At 56.9% G+C, this 15,927-nt stretch carries 19 protein-coding genes; 11 read left to right on the top strand and 8 right to left on the bottom strand.

The window, feature by feature from the left end; genetic code table 11:
- Positions 1-5: 5 nt before the first annotated feature.
- Complete coding sequence (locus O3S85_RS07755) at positions 6-581, top strand: hypothetical protein (RefSeq protein ID WP_269539369.1); 576 nt, start codon at positions 6-8, stop codon at positions 579-581.
- 622 nt (positions 582-1,203) lie between these two features.
- Here O3S85_RS07755 and O3S85_RS07750 read toward each other — a convergent pair.
- The 5 genes from O3S85_RS07750 to O3S85_RS07730 all read right to left on the bottom strand — a co-directional run bounded on the left by O3S85_RS07750 (position 1,204) and on the right by O3S85_RS07730 (position 6,741).
- On the bottom strand, positions 1,204-1,950 hold the full coding sequence (locus O3S85_RS07750) for a glutaredoxin family protein (RefSeq protein ID WP_269539367.1): 747 nt from the start codon (positions 1,948-1,950) through the stop codon (positions 1,204-1,206).
- Between the two features lie 270 nt (positions 1,951-2,220).
- A complete protein-coding gene (locus tag O3S85_RS07745) occupies positions 2,221-2,790 on the bottom strand; it encodes a DNA-3-methyladenine glycosylase I (protein WP_269539365.1) in 570 nt (189 codons plus the stop codon).
- Positions 2,787-4,802, bottom strand: a complete 2,016-nt coding sequence (locus O3S85_RS07740) for a thioredoxin domain-containing protein (RefSeq protein WP_269539363.1) — start codon at positions 4,800-4,802, stop codon at positions 2,787-2,789. The genes O3S85_RS07745 and O3S85_RS07740 overlap by 4 nt, the downstream gene beginning before the upstream one ends.
- Positions 4,803-4,806: 4 nt before the next feature.
- Positions 4,807-4,980 (bottom strand): hypothetical protein, encoded by a 174-nt coding sequence (locus O3S85_RS07735; RefSeq protein ID WP_269539362.1) that lies wholly within the window; start codon positions 4,978-4,980, stop codon positions 4,807-4,809.
- 195 nt (positions 4,981-5,175) lie between these two features.
- On the bottom strand, positions 5,176-6,741 hold the full coding sequence (locus tag O3S85_RS07730) for a glycerol-3-phosphate dehydrogenase/oxidase (RefSeq protein ID WP_269539360.1): 1,566 nt from the start codon (positions 6,739-6,741) through the stop codon (positions 5,176-5,178).
- Between the two features lie 105 nt (positions 6,742-6,846).
- On the opposite strand from O3S85_RS07730, the gene O3S85_RS07725 reads away from it, so the two are divergent.
- Together O3S85_RS07725 and O3S85_RS07720 are read left to right on the top strand one after the other, a co-directional pair.
- Positions 6,847-7,089 carry an AbrB/MazE/SpoVT family DNA-binding domain-containing protein gene (locus O3S85_RS07725; protein ID WP_269539358.1) on the top strand — a complete coding sequence of 81 codons (243 nt, stop codon included), beginning with the start codon at positions 6,847-6,849 and terminating at the stop codon, positions 7,087-7,089.
- Complete coding sequence (locus O3S85_RS07720) at positions 7,058-7,471, top strand: type II toxin-antitoxin system VapC family toxin (protein WP_269539357.1); 414 nt, start codon at positions 7,058-7,060, stop codon at positions 7,469-7,471. Before O3S85_RS07725 ends, O3S85_RS07720 begins: the two co-directional genes overlap by 32 nt.
- Positions 7,472-7,477: 6 nt before the next feature.
- On the opposite strand, the gene O3S85_RS07715 is transcribed toward O3S85_RS07720, so the two are convergent.
- Positions 7,478-8,782 (bottom strand): competence/damage-inducible protein A, encoded by a 1,305-nt coding sequence (locus O3S85_RS07715; protein WP_269539355.1) that lies wholly within the window; start codon positions 8,780-8,782, stop codon positions 7,478-7,480.
- A 231-nt stretch (positions 8,783-9,013) separates the two neighbouring features.
- Between O3S85_RS07715 and O3S85_RS07710 the strand changes: the two genes are divergently transcribed.
- The 4 genes from O3S85_RS07710 to O3S85_RS07695 all read left to right on the top strand — a co-directional run bounded on the left by O3S85_RS07710 (position 9,014) and on the right by O3S85_RS07695 (position 12,017).
- Positions 9,014-10,480 (top strand): excinuclease ABC subunit UvrC, encoded by a 1,467-nt coding sequence (locus O3S85_RS07710; protein WP_269539354.1) that lies wholly within the window; start codon positions 9,014-9,016, stop codon positions 10,478-10,480.
- A 167-nt stretch (positions 10,481-10,647) separates the two neighbouring features.
- Entirely contained in the window at positions 10,648-11,043 is a 396-nt protein-coding gene (locus tag O3S85_RS07705; RefSeq protein ID WP_269539352.1) for a type II toxin-antitoxin system VapC family toxin, read from the top strand.
- Positions 11,044-11,059: 16 nt separating this feature from the next.
- Positions 11,060-11,509, top strand: a complete 450-nt coding sequence (locus O3S85_RS07700) for a hypothetical protein (protein ID WP_269539350.1) — start codon at positions 11,060-11,062, stop codon at positions 11,507-11,509.
- Positions 11,510-11,564: 55 nt separating this feature from the next.
- A complete protein-coding gene (locus O3S85_RS07695; RefSeq protein ID WP_269539349.1) occupies positions 11,565-12,017 on the top strand; it encodes a hypothetical protein in 453 nt (150 codons plus the stop codon).
- 61 nt (positions 12,018-12,078) lie between these two features.
- On the opposite strand, the gene O3S85_RS07690 is transcribed toward O3S85_RS07695, so the two are convergent.
- Entirely contained in the window at positions 12,079-12,345 is a 267-nt protein-coding gene (locus O3S85_RS07690) for an HPr family phosphocarrier protein (RefSeq protein ID WP_269539347.1), read from the bottom strand.
- Positions 12,346-12,633: 288 nt separating this feature from the next.
- Here O3S85_RS07690 and O3S85_RS07685 point away from each other — a divergent pair, with 288 nt between their 5' ends.
- Positions 12,634-13,536 carry a hypothetical protein gene (locus O3S85_RS07685; protein ID WP_269539345.1) on the top strand — a complete coding sequence of 301 codons (903 nt, stop codon included), beginning with the start codon at positions 12,634-12,636 and terminating at the stop codon, positions 13,534-13,536.
- Between the two features lie 137 nt (positions 13,537-13,673).
- Here the strand turns inward: O3S85_RS07685 and O3S85_RS07680 are convergent, their stop codons facing one another.
- The gene (locus O3S85_RS07680) at positions 13,674-13,856 is read right to left on the bottom strand and encodes a hypothetical protein (RefSeq protein WP_269539343.1); all 183 of its coding nucleotides are present in this window, start codon (positions 13,854-13,856) and stop codon (positions 13,674-13,676) included.
- Between the two features lie 166 nt (positions 13,857-14,022).
- Here O3S85_RS07680 and atpB point away from each other — a divergent pair, with 166 nt between their 5' ends.
- The 3 genes from atpB to atpF all read left to right on the top strand — a co-directional run bounded on the left by atpB (position 14,023) and on the right by atpF (position 15,925).
- On the top strand, positions 14,023-14,958 hold the full coding sequence (gene atpB, locus O3S85_RS07675; RefSeq protein ID WP_269539341.1) for a F0F1 ATP synthase subunit A: 936 nt from the start codon (positions 14,023-14,025) through the stop codon (positions 14,956-14,958).
- A gap of 99 nt (positions 14,959-15,057) precedes the next feature.
- A complete protein-coding gene (locus O3S85_RS07670) occupies positions 15,058-15,282 on the top strand; it encodes an ATP synthase F0 subunit C (RefSeq protein ID WP_269539339.1) in 225 nt (74 codons plus the stop codon).
- 79 nt (positions 15,283-15,361) lie between these two features.
- Positions 15,362-15,925, top strand: coding sequence for a F0F1 ATP synthase subunit B (gene atpF, locus O3S85_RS07665; RefSeq protein WP_269539338.1), 564 nt, complete (start codon positions 15,362-15,364; stop codon positions 15,923-15,925).
- The last annotated feature ends 2 nt before the right edge of the window (positions 15,926-15,927 follow it).

The following is a 15,927-nucleotide window of genomic DNA, read 5'->3' as shown; positions in this document are numbered from 1 at the left end:
GCAGTATGGAAATCTTTAGAGTATTACCTGACAATGACTTCCAATGTCTGATGCCGTGCAATAGCAAATTTGCTGACGAGCAGGGTTCATTCGTTTTTGATGGCACTGAACGCCGGGATAGATGGGGTGACTATGAATTTTATGTATCAACTCCATTGAGTAGGAGGGGAAACTTCTTTGGCATGATCTCTGATAAATTTGTTTTTGATGAGCATGTCTATGAAAGTGATTTATTAGACATACTGGAAAGAGCAGGCGAAGTTCTCCCGGCAAAACTAGCAGATACCGGTGAAAATCTATACTTCCTTAACGTCACGTATTGTATAAATGCGCTTGATGTTGAGAACTCTTACATCGAGCGTAGCCCTGTGTTCAAGCACACGCCTGGAATGATTCGTCGCCATTCATTTTATCCTAGTCGTCTCGGAGATGCCGTTCCATTCAAGCTCCCTCAGACCGTAAGAACACACATCTATTGTGACACGGGTAGAATGTCAGAGGATGATGAGTTTTACACCCAATACCATAACCTCGGATTTACTGGGCTCGAGTTCGAATCGCTGTGGACTGGAAGCGAATAGAAAAGTGAGAGCCCAATAGATCAAAAATCTGAACTGTTTCTCTATCATCCTGCTGTAAAGTGTCAGCCAACCAATACGCGGATCGGGGGATGGGGCAAACGTAGAATTTATATATTGACCAGAGTCTATGTGATGGGGACTGAGGGTAAGGGGTCAAACGTAGAGAATAGAGCCCATCTAACCGGCATCAGCTAGCTACCTCTGGTCTCGCTTCACGATGAGTGTCCAAAATGGCTCCGCTAACCCGTCAGCCAACCGAAGCAACTGAGCCAAATTAAGAAAGACTACCTAGTCTTTTTCAAAAAGCCTACTGCTGTGTTTCGGAAAAGCCTATACTGTTGTTTCTCTAACAACACTACTGTTGTCTGACCAACATAGCCACTGTTGTTGAGGCATCACCACCACTGTTGTTTGAGTAAAGCCTACTCGGTCTTTTGGTTAAGTGGTCATCGGGGAGATTTTGGTGGCAGGCTGGTTGTTGCATCTTTGCGGTTCGCTGATCGGCGGCTATTGTGTATTTGTGGAGTTGTAGTGCTGACAGTCCACCGCTGGCCGTGCTCCGCTCGCAGGAAGCGAGCTATGGCTGCCTGAAGTTGTCCGTGATCCAAGCGATACTTGGGCGTTAAGCCAGAGTGCTGGCCTTCACCATCATCCAAACTGCCATGGCGATCATCATTAGGTTTTCCGTCAGCGAGATGAACCCCAAGGGAACGCTGCTGTCACCGCCGACGCATGCGCATTTGAGATCACGCTTTTCAAGGTAAACCGCTTTAAAAATCGAAACGGCACCGATGACGCTGGCAATGAGAACGATTGGTGCGACAACCCACGTTAGTATGCCAGCGATCATCAGAATGCCGCCACCTGCTTCGATAAACGCATAGACATAGGCGTAAGGCACATAACGCTGAGCCACTAAGTCATACTGCACAAAACCGGTCGCGTAGCCTTTGAGGTCCTGCAATTTCTGAATGCCTAGCGCACACATGCTAAAGGCAATAAACAGTTCAAGAACACGGATTAAATTCAATGCGCCCAGCATTGCCCAAGTCGCTGTGAGCGACATAAGGAAGGTTACTGCAAAGATCGCAATGACTGGTTGGTAGGTTTCTCCCTCCTCTGGATCTGGCTTCTTGCCAAGGTGCTCGCGCAGCTCATCGTAACCGCCCAAGTTTTCGCCTTCGATGAAAATTTGCGGTGTCTCGTCGTAGCCGTTTTCTTCTTTATAGGCCTTGTTTGCCTCCATCGATTCGAGATGACGATCATCGACTTGGTAGCCGTTGCGCTTGAGCAGATCGAGCGCCTTGATGCCCCACGGGCACAAATGATCTGGCGCAACCATTCGGTAAATTGTCGCTTTCTTTTTCATAGTGGGTGCCTTTCATTGAATTAGCAAATGATGTTATCGGCCCTCGCTTTGATCTCGGTGCCACTGCGTCATTTGGTCTGGTCCGACATTGACCAGAGCACGATCAACGGCTGGCGTCGTGCGAGTTGTGTTGCAAATCGCAAGATCGCTGTCCAGCGAAGCATTGCAATTTAACATGTATTGCCGAGGGATCTCCATATAATACTAATGGCGCATCATACATGCCAACCCGAGCTTAGGCCGCATCGCGCTCCACTCTTTGGCTGCGAATTAATCCTTCAGCTCCGCATGCCGGAAGCAATCCGTCGTGTGGTCGTTGACCATGCCGACGGCCTGCATGAACGCGTAGCAGATCGTGGTGCCGACGAAGTTGAAGCCGCGCTTCTTTAAGTCTTTGCTCATGGCGTCGGACGCCTGGGTGCTCGTCGGAGCGTCGGTGATTTTTCGCCAGTTGTTTTGGATCGGCGCGCCGTCGACGTAGCGCCAGAGATACTGGTCGAGGCTGCCAAATTCTTCAATGATCGCCAGCGTGCCGCGCGCGTTCTTCACGAGTGATTCCACCTTGAGCCGATTGCGGATAATGCCCTCGTTCGCGAGGAGCTTTTCCAAGTCCTTGGGGCCAAATTTGGCGATGCGCTCGTAGTCGAAGTTGTGCAGCGCGGCGCGGTAGTTCTCGCGTTTGCGCAGGACCGTTATCCAGCTGAGGCCAGCTTGTGCGCCTTCGAGAATGATGAACTCAAACAGCTTGCGGTCGTCGTGAACGGGGACGCCCCACTCGTCGTCGTGATAGGCGACATAGAGGGGATCTTCGCCGCACCATTCACAACGATGTAGGCTCATAGGTTTTCCGCGAGCTCGGGGATGTTGGTCGTTGGCGCCAGGCATTGTGTGGCCACACACAGTTGGAAGCCGTCGGGCTGCGCGGCGTCATCAGTCACTTGCAAGTAGACCGGGCGCCACGGGCGGGCGCTGATCGCGGCGCGCAGGGCGTCGAGGTCTTGCGCGCCCTTGATCTTGATCACCGGGATGCCCACGGCGTTGTGGGTAAAGCCGGACAGCGCATGTGCGGCGGCGCTGGGTGCCCGCTCGGCAATGCCGGTGTAGGCTGGGCGGAGGGCCTGGAGCTGCGCCTCGTAGTCACCCGCGCCGGTCAGCGCGTAGAGGGCGGCGTAGACTTGCACCATGGCGGAGTTGCCTGCCGGCGTGGCGTTGTCGAACCACGTTTTCTTACGGGTAACGAGGTCCGTCTGGTCGTCGGCGGTAAAGAAGCAGCCCGGCATGTTCGGGTCGGCAAAGCGTTCCTGGATCGTGTTGACGAGTGCGGTGGCGCGGTCGAGGTAAACCTTCGAGGCACCGGGCTCGATCCAGTCAACTTTGCCACACAAAGTAAGCAGCGCCTCGGCGAACCACGCGTAGTCATCCAGGCGGCCGTCGTAGCGCGCGCCTTCGCCGCTGTAGTAGACGGCTTGCAGGCGCGTGTAGCCATCGGCGTCTTCGCTGGCGAAGGTGTCCCACAGCCAGTCGGCAACTTCGCGGGCGCGCTCGACCCAGGCCTTTTCGCCAAAGGCAAAGCCGGCGTTGGTCAGGCCGCGCACCACGAGGGAGTTCCATGAAAGCAGGATCTTCTCGTCGAGTCCGGGTGCCACTCGCTGCTGTCGTGCAGCCAATACTTTGCGACGCAAAGGTTCCAGCGATTGACGCTTTTCAAAGCTGTCGTAAACGAAGGCCGGGTTCGTCGTGCCGTGCTCGAAGTTGCCCTTTTCGGTGATGTTGTAGGCGTCGCAGAACGTGGTGCCATCTTCTTCGCCAAGGATGGTCTGAATATCTTCCGGCTTCCACACGTAGTATTTGCCTTCTTCGCCCTCGCTGTCGGCGTCGAGCGCGGCGCGCCAGGCACCTTCCGGGGAGCGCATTTCACGCTCCAGCCAAGCCACGGTTTCCTCGGCCACGGCGCGATACATCGGGTCGCCGTAGCGCTGCCAGCCCTTGGCGTAGGCGTCGAGCAGCAGGCCGTTGTCGTAGAGCATTTTTTCGAAGTGGGGAATCAGCCAAAGCTTGTCGACGCTGTAGCGGGAGAAGCCGCCACCGACCTGGTCAAAGAGGCCGCCGTGGGCCATGCCCTTGAGCGTCATTTGAGTGACTTGGTCGATGCGCTGCGCAAGGGTGGGCTTGGACTCGCAGGCGGCCGAACCGCGCACGGCCATGAGGAAGTCGAGCGTCATCGACGGCGGGAATTTCGGCGCCTCGCCGAAGCCGCCCCACTCGTCATCGTGCTGGGTGCAGATGCCTTCGGCCGCGGTGATCAGGTGTTGGCCTTCGAGGTCTTCGCCGGTCGCGCCGATGGGCTTGTTGCCCTCGGCCATGTTTTTAAGAATGTTGTCGGCGTTTTCCTCCAGCTCGTCGCGGTTCTTGTGGTAGTAGTCCGAGACGCGCATGAGCAGCTGAGGCCAGGGGACGATGCCATGGCCGCGGTCTTCCGGCGGGAAGTAGGTGCCGCCAAAGAATGGGCGGCCGTCTGGCAGGCAAAAGGCGTTCAGGGGCCAGCCGCCGCGCTGGGTGATCATTTGCACGGCCTCCATGTAGATCTGGTCCACATCGGGGTGCTCCTCGCGGTCGACCTTGATGCAGATGAAGTGCTGGTTCATCAGGCGGGCGATGCCGGCGTTTTCAAAACACTCGTGGGCCATCACGTGGCACCAGTGGCAGGCGCTGTAGCCGACGGAGACCAGCAGTGGTTTGTTCTGCTCGCGGGCGGCGGTAAAGGCTTCCTCGCCCCAGGGATACCAGTCCACGGGGTTGTTGGCGTGTTGGCGCAGGTAGAGGCTCGGGGATTCGGCTAGTCGGTTGGGCATGGTGTCAAAGGGCGGATTTCAAGAACAGGAGAGCGAAGACGATGGCCCCGAGGATGCCCAGCAGCACGAAGATCGCGCAGCCCACCGGCACCTGGCGCACCCCGGCACCGCAGCGCCCGCAATACTCGGCACCCGGTTGCAACGGGGTGTCGCATTCCTTGCAAATTTTCCGCTTCATGGCCCCAGAGCTTGAAGCGTGAGCGGGCAGAGACCAGCGTAAAGTTATCCCTCGGGCCGCTCGTCTGCGTATTTAAAGAACGTTGCTGTCGGGCAGCGATTGGCGCCCAGTGCTGCCCGTCCGCCTTGGTGGGCTGGGTCTCTGGCGTCACGGGTTGCGGTGCCAGCTTGAAGGTCGAAGACCGCGTGCGACTGCTTACTTTTTTACGAGATAGCCGCTGGCGAGTTTTTGAAAACGCTGGGCTTCGGCGGTGGCCCAGTCGGCGCTTTTGCCAAGCTCGGCAGCGATGATTTCCGCCACCGGTTGGGCGCTGTCATGGGCGGCTTGCGCATTTAAAAACAAAGCGCGCGTGCGACGGGCCAGGACGTCTTCGGCCTTGCGGGCCATCTCGTGCTTCACGGCCCAGTGGACCTCGCCCACGGTGTAGGGCAGGTCGGGGTGGAGCTGGGCGGCGAGCTCTGGCTGGGCCTCGTTTTGCGCATGGATGTCGCGCCCATCGCTGCCGTAGAGGCTCATCAGCGCATGGTCCGTGGCGGGGGTGTCGGTGGCACCGTGGATCTTTAATTCCGCTGTTGCGCAGGGGCGGGTTTCAATTCCGGCAATCATCTCGGCCTGGTCGATGCAGTCTTCGGCCATCTTGCGATAGGTGGTCCACTTGCCGCCGCAAATCGTGATCAGCCCGCTGTCGGCGACGACGATGGTGTGGTCGCGCGAGATGGCGGCGGTGTTGCCGCTGCCACCGCTTTTGACGAGTGGTCGCAAGCCTGCGAAGACGCTTAGCACGTCACTGCGCTGCGGGTCACGCGCGAGGTATTGCGCGGCGTTGGCCAGGATGAAGTCGATCTCTTCCTCCAGCGCGCGGGGCTCCAGCTCGATGTTGTCGCGTGGCGTGTCCGTGGTGCCGACGACGACATGTTCGTGCCACGGCACGGCGAAAAGCACGCGACCATCGGTGGTGTGCGGGACCATTACTGCGGCGTCGCCGGGAACAAATTCTTTGGGCAACACGAGGTGCACGCCCTGGCTGGCGGTGATCATCTTTTGCGCGCTGGGGTCGTCGAGGTGGCGCACGCTGTCGCTGAAAATACCGGTCGCGTTGATGACGGCTTTGGCGCGAATGTGGAAATGTTCATTGGTCTCGACGTCCTCGCATTCGACGCCGGAGATCAGGCCGGCTTCTTTCTCCAGACCGACGGCCTTCACGTAATTGATCGCAATGCCGCCTTGGTCGAACACCGTTTGCGCGAGGTTGACCGCGAGGCGCGAATCGTCGAACTGGCCATCGTAATAAATGACGCCGCCCTGCAAGCCCTCCTGCTCCAGCGTGGGGATGCGCTTCAGGGTTTCCTCGCGGCTCAGGTTCTCTGATGGCTCCAGGCCGAGGCGACCAGCGAGCATGTCATAAACCTTCATGCCGATGCCGTAAAACGGGCCTTCCCACCAACTGTAGATCGGCACGATGAACGCCTGATGGCTCACGAGGTGCGGCGCGTTTTCGCAGAGGCGACCGCGCTCTTTGAGCGCTTCAAGCACGAGTGAGATGTTACCTTGCTTGAGGTAGCGCACGCCGCCGTGGACGAGCTTCGTGCTGCGGCTGGAGGTAGCCTTGGCGAAGTCCGCCATTTCGATCAGCGCGACGGAGTGTCCGCGGCTGGCGGCGTCGACCGCACACCCGAGGCCGGTAGCGCCGCCGCCGATGATGACGAAGTCAAACGGTTCGTCGTGGTTCTTTAGTTTATCGAGGGCAAGATCGCGATTCATTGGGCAAACGGGGGTTAAGATTGTGATCAGTCTAACCAATCCCGCACCATGCGCAAGACGAAGTAATGTATTTGACGCCTTACCCTCTAGGCTATAAAGTAAGGCATGCTTTTAAAGATCACCAGCAAGCGCCAAGTGACTTTCCCCAAGGAGGTCATGGACAAGCTGCACCTGCAATCGGGTGATGTCATCGAGCTGCAGGATACCGGCGAGGGCTATGTTTTGAAGCCCAAGCGCTTTGACGCGAGCTTGCTTGCGCCTCTGAGAAACAAAGTGAACATGACCCTGCCTGCTCCAAATATGGATGCGATTCGCCATGCCGCCAGAGACATCAAACTACGGGATTGATACCTCGGTTTTTGTTCGGCTGCTCACCGGGCATCCGGAGCCAGATTTTACGAAAACAACCAAGGCGTTGGAGCGGCTCTTTGCTGAGAAAGCTGCAGCTCAATTATTCGTGTCGAATCAAGTGATCGGCGAAGCTTACATTACGCTGCAGCATTTTTATGAAATATCCAAAGCCGATGCGCGAAAGGCGATGCTGGCGCTTTTTAGTGCTGGTGCTGTGCAGCCCTTGAATGGACATGCGGTGATTGAGATACTGGAAAAAACAACTGGCGCGGGGTTGCTGGACCGCCTCATCGCACAAGAATACACTGCGCGGGATTTTGAGGTGCTGACGAACGACAAACGCATGGCCCGGCTGGACGGTTGCCAATTGCTCAAGTAGCGTTGGCTAATCCTCGGCGATGGCCGGCTTTGCGTGGCACTCACACACGAGGGCTTCCTCGAGGTTATATTTCTGGAGCTTGCGGCGCATGATGTCCAAGGCGCGGTTGACGGCGCGGACCTTGACGGCGCTGCGCTCGCCGGGGTGGACCATGCGGATGCACCACGTGCCGAGGGGGCTGTGGTAGCCGATGTAAACCGTGCCGACGGGGTTCTCCTCTGTGCCGCCGCAGGGGCCGGCGTAGCCTGTGACGGATAGCGCGTAATCCGTGCCCAGCCGTTCGGCAGCACCTTCGGCCATGGCTACGGCGCATTCCGCGCTGACGGCACCATGCTGCAAAATCAGGCACTCGGGCACGCCGAGCAGCTCCATCTTGGACTCGTTGCTGTAGCAAACAATGCCGCCAGCGAAGACCTTGCTCGCACCGGGGATGTCCGTAAAGGCATTGGCTAGCAGGCCGCCAGTGCAAGACTCCGCCACGGCGAGGGTGCGCTCATGCGCACGAAGAAAGTTAAAAATGGATTTGGCCAGATGACAGTGGCCGAAGCACACGAAGTCCGGCCCAAGCGCCTCGCGGCATTCGTCGGCGACGGCGCGGAGGTGGGCGTGGTCGATGGGAATGGTTTCCTGGCTCAGGCGGACGTCGACCATGCCCTGGTGCGCACAATAGGCGATATGGACGTCGGGGTTGCGCTCCAAAATGGGCTGTAGTTTGATCTCCAATGCGCTCTCGCCGACGCCCATGGTGCGGATTTGTAGGTAGGCGTCTTCGATGCTGCAAAAGCCGTCGTCGCAGATGCGCGGCAGCACCTGCTCGTGAAACATCGGGCGCAACTCGGAAGCCGGGCCGGGCAGCATAAAGAGGCGCTTGCCCTTGTGCTGCAGGTAAATACCTGGCGCGGTGCCGTGTGGGTTGGGGATGATTTCCGCGCCGGTGGGGATGTAGCACTGCTTGAGATTGTTCTCGCACATGACGCGGCCGATGCGGTCGAAACGCGCCTGGATGGCAGCCTCGATCTCGGGCTGGTATTCCAGCTTGAGGCCGAGGCACTGGGCAATGACCTCGCGGGTGTTGTCATCGCTGGTGGGGCCAAGGCCACCGGTGGTGATGATGATGTCCGCCGTTTTCCAGGCTTCCTCAAAGGTGTGGATGATTTCCTCGGCCGTGTCTCGGCAGCTGACGTTGCGTCTCAGTGCGAGGCCGTGGCGCGCCAGCTCGCCTCCAATAAATTGAAGGTGTCCGTTTTCGCGAATCCCGAGCAGCAGCTCGTCTCCCAGTGTAATCAAATCGACTTTAATCGATGGCGTCATAAGCAAAACCTTTGGCGTAACATCCCATAGTCAAAGGAGAAATCCCCATCCTGCAAGCCAGAGGCGGTATTTTAAAAGGTTTGGAGTGTTCGTGGGGTTCGAAATGTTCGTAAAGTTGGCGACTTGCGAATGGGATGCATTGGCGCATGGTTGTATTTCAGTTGATGGGTTGATTTCCCGCCACAACCTTTCAAACGTTACGAACCCCATGAACCTTTCGAACTTCCCAAAATGATCTCCAGCACGCTTAAGGAAAAAGTGCGGCGTTTGCCGAGCGGGCCGGGTGTGTACCTGATGAAGGATCGCTTCGGCGGGGTGCTCTACGTGGGCAAGGCCAAGAGCCTGAAGAACCGGGTGTCGACTTATTTTCAGCCCTCGCGCAAGCAGGCCATTGCCCAGCCCAAGGTGGTTGCGATGATCGACCTGATTCACGATTTCGAGATCATTCAGGTGCGCAGTGAGCAGGAGGCGCTGTTGCTCGAAGGCAAGCTGATCAAGCAGTACAAGCCCAAATACAACACCGACTTCACGGACAACAAGCAGTTCCTGCTGGTGCGGGTAGATGTCTCCAGCGAGCTGCCGCGCTTCCGGCTGACCCGCAATAAGCTGGAGGACGGCGCGCGCTACTTCGGGCCGTTTGCCCACAGCGGGTTGTTGCGTAAGACGTTGGCCGAGATGCGGAAGCGCTTCGGCATCCTGCTGGGCGACGCCAAGCCCAAGCGGCTGGAGGACGGCCGTTGGCGGCTCTACGATGACGCCCGGGCCGAAATTTACGCGCAGACGGAGGACATCTCTACCGAAGAGTACCACGAGCGCGTCGACCAGGCGCTGGAGTTTCTCGACGGCAAAACCCGGGAGTGGGTCAAGGACATCGAGGCGGAAATGCAAAAGGCCGCCGCCGAGCAACGCTTCGAGAAAGCCGCCGAGCTGCGCGATGTGTTCTTTGCCCTCAAGAAGACCCTCCGGCAGCAGCGCCGCTTTGTAAGGGAGCCGCGCCTGGCGATGCCGGGTGCCGATCAGGCTGCGGATATTCTGAAGAAATGCCTCGGCATGCCGCGCCGTCCGCAGACGCTGGAGTGCTTCGATATTTCGCACATTTCGGGCAGTTTCGTGGTCGCCTCGATGGTGCGCTTCGATGGCGGGCGACCAGACAAGTCGAACTATCGCCGCTACCGGATCAAGAGTTTCGTGGGCAACGACGACTTCCGCGCAATGGAAGAGGTGGTCGGCCGCCGCTACCGCCGTCTACACGAGGAGGAAAAGCCGTTCCCCGACATCGTGGTGATCGACGGCGGGGTGGGGCAGGTCCGCGCCGCGATGAAGGCGTTCCTGATCCTTGGCCTGGAGCCACCGATGCTCTTTGGCTTGGCCAAGCGCGAAGAAACGATCGTCTTTGGCGACGACCGCGAGCCTATCAATTTGCCTGACTACAGTCCGGCGCTGCACCTGCTGCAGCGCTTGCGCGACGAAGCTCACCGCTTCGCCAATTCCTTCAACGCCGAGCTGCGCAGTAAGAAAATCCGCGAGAGTGTGCTGGACGATTTCGAGGGCCTGGGGCCGGTTCGCCGTGAGGCTCTGATGGAGCACTTTCGCAGCTTTGAGCGCTTGCGTCAGGCCTCAGTGGAGGACTTGCAGACCGCTCCTGGCATCGGCCCCAAGTTGGCCGCCCAGTTGCATGAGTTTTTGAGAGGCTCCTAGGAGTTAAGGTTCGGAAGTTCGGAAGTTGGAATGTTCGAAAGTATGGAGGTTGATTAAAATTCGCCTCCACTTTCGAACTTCCGAACATTCGAACCTTCAAACTCCTTGTCCATGGGAACTGATTGACAATCAGGCCGTTAGCACTTATCGTCTTTATTATGGTCATTGTGGATACAGGGCCGCTGGCTTTCCTGCTGTTACCGGGCGAGATGACCGATCTCGCGCAGCGGGCCTATGCCAAGGACCCGGCTTGGTCCTCTGCGCCAATTTGGCGCTCGGAGTTTCGCAATATCGTCGTTCGCTACGTGCGCGAAGGCTGGGTGACGCCCAAGGCCGCCCAGGAAATCCTCCGCACCGCCGAAGACAAAATGCACCCGCGCCAATATAACATCGACGATCAGGCAGTGCTGGAGATTGCCCTGCAAACCGGCCTCTCCGCCTATCAGTGCGAATACCTTGCCCTCGCGCAGGAGCTGAATCTACGCTTGGTCACGACGCAGGAAGAATTAGTCAAAGCCGCCCCGCAAATGGCGGTTTCGCTCGCGGATTACGTGGAGGGGTAGTGGTATCCTCTAAGTTATGAGACTTCTGGTATTATTAATGATCGCTTGCCAAGTTTCCGCCGCGAATGCCGCGCCGGAACTTAAAGGCCAATGGAAATCAAACCGGGAATTAACAGTAGCGACTTTTTCGCTTCCAGATTCCATGCCGAAGGATGTGCGTGACCGCTGGTTTGATCTCTACGGACAAATGATCGTTACCTACACCGATCGTGAGTGTTCATTTTCTTGGCCCTCGTCCTTTGAGCTTGGGGAATCCTCAGATCGCTTAGAATATCGGGTTGAAGTCGAGACCAAGGATAAGCTTTTTATCGTGACCACCGATCCAGAGACGGGCGAGGTTACCAAACAGACCCTTCAGTTTGTTTCGCCCGACAGATATTACGTCGCATACGATATCCCCAAGGAATTTCCAGCTCTTTATGGTGCTCGCGAATATTTTGATCGTGTAGATGTTTCGGAAAATTAATTGTTCTGGGCTGATGGTGGCCGCGCTAATGGCAACCAGCGTCGCCGATTAGTTAATGAAAACGAACTGCAAAAAATCGTTTTCCGGATGGGCGACGTTTTTTACGGGCTGTGGCGTAGTTTGCATTTTCGGTTATCTGGTGGTGCTGTATTTTTTCGCGCTAACTTTTCGTTTTTTGCCGCGCTTTGAGCGGGATTATCTAGGGAATCGTCCGCGCGATGTGGTGGCTCAATACATTCAACACTGCCAATCAGGCGACTTTGCAGGTGCGGAAAAGCTCTGGTCTGCTGGTTCTGTTGCCTACATGAATAGGGCCTACCCGGAAGATGGCTTCCAGGGGATTTGCCAAGATATAGCTGCCTTGGATTTGAAATACCGCTGGGCATCGTATGGGAATACGAAGCAGGTGGTCCATCTCCAGGCTAGTGATGACTCGCAAAAAGAAATCCGTAATTTCTATTTCGTGAAGGAAGCAGGGGTTTGGCGTCTGGACTGGCCTGAACCTTAGCACCATCGAATTAACCGCATTCGCGCACTGCGCGAATTTCTCCGGTCCAGCAGGATGCTGGCTAGGCTTCCTCGAACTTGCGCTCGAAGAGTTCGCCCAATTCGGCGAGAAGTTCCTCGGCACCGGGGCCGGAGGCGACAAACTTGAGCTTGGAGCCCTGACCGGCGGCCAGCATCATGAGGCCCATAATGCTGCGGCCATTGACGGATTCGTCATCCTTGTCCACCCAGACGTCGACGTCGTTGAATTTGTTGGCCACGCGTACAATCATGGCGGCGGGACGGGCATGGATACCCATCTTGTTTTGAACCGTGAATTCACGAGCCATCTCGGAACCCGGTGACGCTTTATCAGACGACTGCATCAAACTAACTATATATGTGCTGGAGGGATTATTGTAAATGGAAATTCTGGCAAAGGAATAGCGTCAGTAAAGCATTATTATTTAGACGATTCCCAGAACTTTTTCTGAATTGTGACTGGTACCGCCAATTCTGCAAGGTCTGGCGGGGAATATTAATTTCCTCTGCCGCTCTCATCAGCGTAGATTTTCCATTGCCAGAGCAAAAATCCGCGCCAAGGTGATACATTAGAACCTCATAACAATCCGCCCGTCATGAATTTACGCCTTGCTTTTACCACGCTGATCGCGGCGCTGAGCGCCATATCCCTGAACGCCGAGACCGTTGCCACGGCTTCCCACACCTACACGCTCACCGGCAAGCCCGGCACCAATGGCGTGTATGACACTTACGACCACCAGCATTTTGAGGCAGGCGACATCCTGACCCTTCAGGGCATGAACTGGACCTACCGCGAGACGGCTACCGCCAAGGGCATCGCTATTTTCGACCTGGAAAAAGACGGCCTGCGCGACAAGCTGAAGGCCGCTGCGGGTAACAAGCTCCTGCTCAGTGTATTCCTCGATAAGATCGAAGGCCAGCCCGCTCCAATGCGCATCATGTATATCGGTACGACGAGCGACATTAACTCCGACCGCAGCCTGCGCGCTCAGTTTCAGCGTCAGCCGATCCACGAAATCAACCGCGCCCTCGACAAAAATTCCCAGACTGGCGCGCAAACTTATGACGTCTCTCCGCTGATCGGCCGCGACCTGACCGACCGTTACATGGTCATTCGCTTCGAGCAGCAGGGTGAAAACCGTGGCCTGCATTCCAAGGATGGCAGCACGGTGACGCCCGACCTCTACATTTTCCGCCAGGCAGCTGACAGCGTTCGCCTGACGATTACGGATCAGAAGGACGCCAACGCCATTGCTGGCCAATACAGCGAAGATGGCTACTATGCGCCGATCCAGGACATGCCCAAGAATCCGATCCAGGATATGCCGAAGAATCCCATTCAAGACATGCCTGCCAACCCGATCCAGGACATGCCTAAGGACCCGATCCAGGACATGCCTAAGGACCCAATTCAGGACATGCCGGAAAACATCCTCTCCGACATGCCGAGCAACCTCATCAACGACGGCCCGGTCAACGGCGACTCGATGAACTGAGGTTAGAAGGTTCGAAACGTTCGAAGGTTTGTAGGTTCGAAAGGTTTTTCGCCATCAAGCTCGGTGAGAAGCCCCAACGTTGCCTCTATTACATCAACTTTCGAACATTTCTAACCTACGAACCTTACAAACCTTTCCTAGCCCATTGAGGCGAGGAGTGTCAGCTGGCCAAGCAGGGCTACAAGGAGCGCGATCAGCACGATTGCGGAGAACAGATCCAGGCGCAGGCGTCGTTCGCCAGCGCCTGTTTTGCGTGTGGGTGCTGCGTGGGGGCGGTCTGGGCTGGATGCCGCCGGGTTGCCGGTGTTTGGTTTTTCCATTTGTTAGGGGCTTCGGGTTTGGGCGTTAGATAAGGCGATCTGATCAGGGCGAGCAGAAATGCTGGTAATGAGGGCAATACTATAATTTCTAGTGTTGACGCTTATCAGATATCAGTCAACTCATAGGCCCCTTCATTCACTCTCTGACTATACCCGATCACTCGGAATGGCTCATTTCCGCAAGTTTCTCCTTCCAACTGGTTTCCTCCTCAGCGCCGCGCCTTTGATGGCTGCGGGCGGTGGTGGCGTCAGCCCGTATGCCTACGAACTGTTCTCGGTGTTCGGCCTGCCCGTCACCAACGCGATGATCACCGGTTGGGTAATTTCCATCCTGCTCATCGTTGGCATTAAGCTCCTCGTGGGCACGCCCAAGCTCGTTCCCTCCGGCGGCCAAGCCGTCGTCGAAGGCATGCTCACTGGCGTGCTCGACATCATGGAGCCGATCATCGGCAAAAAGCTGATTAAAAAGGTTTTCCCGCTACTGATTACGCTGTTCGTCTTTATTTTGATTAACAACTGGAGCGGCTTGCTCCCGGGTGTGGGCTCGTTCGGTCATTTCGTGGTCGATGCTGAGTTCCCTACTATTGAAGCGGCAGAAGCTGCCCAGCACGCGGGTCAGGTAATCCGTTCCAAGGAAGGCCAGTATGTCCTCGGCCACTTCTATTATTACTTCCGTCCGGCCAATGCCGACCTGAACACCACGCTCGCGCTGGCGATCATTTCGTTCATCGCGTGGATCTGGTATGTGCTCCGTTATGCGGGCGTCAAGGTGCTGGCCTACGACCTCTTTGGTAACAAGGCCGACAAAAAGGAAGTCCCCGGGCCGATCTATTTGGCGCTCTTTATTGTCTTTGCCGGCGTTGGCCTGATCGAAGTTGTTTCGATTCTGTCCCGCCTGGTCTCCCTGCCGTTCCGACTCTTTGGTAACGTCTTCGGTGGCGAAAACCTCCTCACCAGCATGCATGGCATGATCGCGTGGGTGGTGCCGGTGCCGTTCTTCTTCCTCGAAATTTTGATCGGCCTCGTGCAGGCCTTGGTCTTTACCCTCCTGACTGCCGTTTACATCGGCCTGATCGTCAACCACGGCGACGACGACCACTAATTTCCCTTTCTATAATAGAACAACAATTTCCTGGCCGGGACCATTGACCAACGAGCGTGGGCGGCCGGGTTCTAAAAAACACAAAAACACCTAGTTAAAATGATCGAAACACTCGCAGAAATCACTGGTAGCATTCACCTCGGTTTGCAGGGCGGCCTCGGCTGTCTCGCAGCTGCTTTCGGCGTAGGCATGGTTGGCACCAAGGCTGTTGAAGCCGTTGGCCGCAACCCCGGCGCTTCCGGTAAGGTGCTCGTCCAGTCCATCATCGGTATGGCGCTCGCAGAAGCGGTCGCGTTCTACGCACTGTTCCTCGGTCGCAGCTAAACCACTTGCGCGGGGCGGCAACTGTCGCCCCGCGACCCTTTTCCCTCTCACCTCCAAGTAAACTTAAGACCCTTAAGCCATGTTAAGCAGCTTGTTAACGATCGCCGCCGCTTCGCCAGAGGCAACCGACGGTGGCACCGTCGAGCAGTTGGCCAGTTACTTTCACGTCGAGCCGGCGCTGTTGATCGCCCAAGGCCTGAATTTCATTATCGTGGCCATCGTCATCTGGAAGGCCGCCTTCAAGCCGGTCATGACCACCATGGAGGAGCGCCAGCGCAAAATCCAGGACGGTCTCCAATACGCCGAAGAAATGAAGGCCGCTCTCGCCAACGCCGAGAAGGACAGCGCTGAGAAGATCCGCGAAGCTTCCGAGGAAGCCGCCAAGATCGTCCACGAAGCCCGCGACAACGCCCACAAATTTGAAGAGGCCCAAAAGGCCGAGGCCGTCAAGTCCGCCGAAGGCATCATTGCCAAGGCACACGCCGCCTCCGAGCAGGAGCGCAAGCAGATGCTGGCCGACGTCCGCAAGGAAGTTGCCGAGCTGGTTGTCGCCACCTCCGCCAAGGTCCTCGACCGCGACCTGACCTCCGACGAGAAGGGCCGCTTCAGCGAATCCGCCGCCAAGGAACTTTACGCCAACTAATT

It is taken from the genome of Cerasicoccus sp. TK19100, assembly GCF_027257155.1.
Lineage (GTDB): Bacteria > Verrucomicrobiota > Verrucomicrobiia > Opitutales > Cerasicoccaceae > Cerasicoccus > Cerasicoccus fimbriatus.
This window is presented reverse-complemented; position numbering and strand designations above follow the sequence as displayed.

Coding starts and splice junctions, on each gene's coding strand:
- atpF (WP_269539338.1), top strand. CDS start 15,362: ATGTTAAGCAGCTTGTTAACGATCGCCGCCGCTTCGCCAGAGGCAACC.
- O3S85_RS07755 (WP_269539369.1), top strand. CDS start 6: ATGGAAATCTTTAGAGTATTACCTGACAATGACTTCCAATGTCTGATG.
- O3S85_RS07695 (WP_269539349.1), top strand. CDS start 11,565: ATGAAAACGAACTGCAAAAAATCGTTTTCCGGATGGGCGACGTTTTTT.
- O3S85_RS07725 (WP_269539358.1), top strand. CDS start 6,847: ATGCTTTTAAAGATCACCAGCAAGCGCCAAGTGACTTTCCCCAAGGAG.
- O3S85_RS07735 (WP_269539362.1), bottom strand. CDS start 4,980: ATGAAGCGGAAAATTTGCAAGGAATGCGACACCCCGTTGCAACCGGGT.
- O3S85_RS07750 (WP_269539367.1), bottom strand. CDS start 1,950: ATGAAAAAGAAAGCGACAATTTACCGAATGGTTGCGCCAGATCATTTG.
- atpB (WP_269539341.1), top strand. CDS start 14,023: ATGGCTCATTTCCGCAAGTTTCTCCTTCCAACTGGTTTCCTCCTCAGC.
- O3S85_RS07710 (WP_269539354.1), top strand. CDS start 9,014: ATGATCTCCAGCACGCTTAAGGAAAAAGTGCGGCGTTTGCCGAGCGGG.
- O3S85_RS07715 (WP_269539355.1), bottom strand. CDS start 8,782: ATGACGCCATCGATTAAAGTCGATTTGATTACACTGGGAGACGAGCTG.
- O3S85_RS07745 (WP_269539365.1), bottom strand. CDS start 2,790: ATGAGCCTACATCGTTGTGAATGGTGCGGCGAAGATCCCCTCTATGTC.
- O3S85_RS07700 (WP_269539350.1), top strand. CDS start 11,060: ATGAGACTTCTGGTATTATTAATGATCGCTTGCCAAGTTTCCGCCGCG.
- O3S85_RS07720 (WP_269539357.1), top strand. CDS start 7,058: ATGCCGCCAGAGACATCAAACTACGGGATTGATACCTCGGTTTTTGTT.
- O3S85_RS07680 (WP_269539343.1), bottom strand. CDS start 13,856: ATGGAAAAACCAAACACCGGCAACCCGGCGGCATCCAGCCCAGACCGC.
- O3S85_RS07670 (WP_269539339.1), top strand. CDS start 15,058: ATGATCGAAACACTCGCAGAAATCACTGGTAGCATTCACCTCGGTTTG.
- O3S85_RS07740 (WP_269539363.1), bottom strand. CDS start 4,802: ATGCCCAACCGACTAGCCGAATCCCCGAGCCTCTACCTGCGCCAACAC.
- O3S85_RS07685 (WP_269539345.1), top strand. CDS start 12,634: ATGAATTTACGCCTTGCTTTTACCACGCTGATCGCGGCGCTGAGCGCC.
- O3S85_RS07730 (WP_269539360.1), bottom strand. CDS start 6,741: ATGAATCGCGATCTTGCCCTCGATAAACTAAAGAACCACGACGAACCG.
- O3S85_RS07690 (WP_269539347.1), bottom strand. CDS start 12,345: ATGGCTCGTGAATTCACGGTTCAAAACAAGATGGGTATCCATGCCCGT.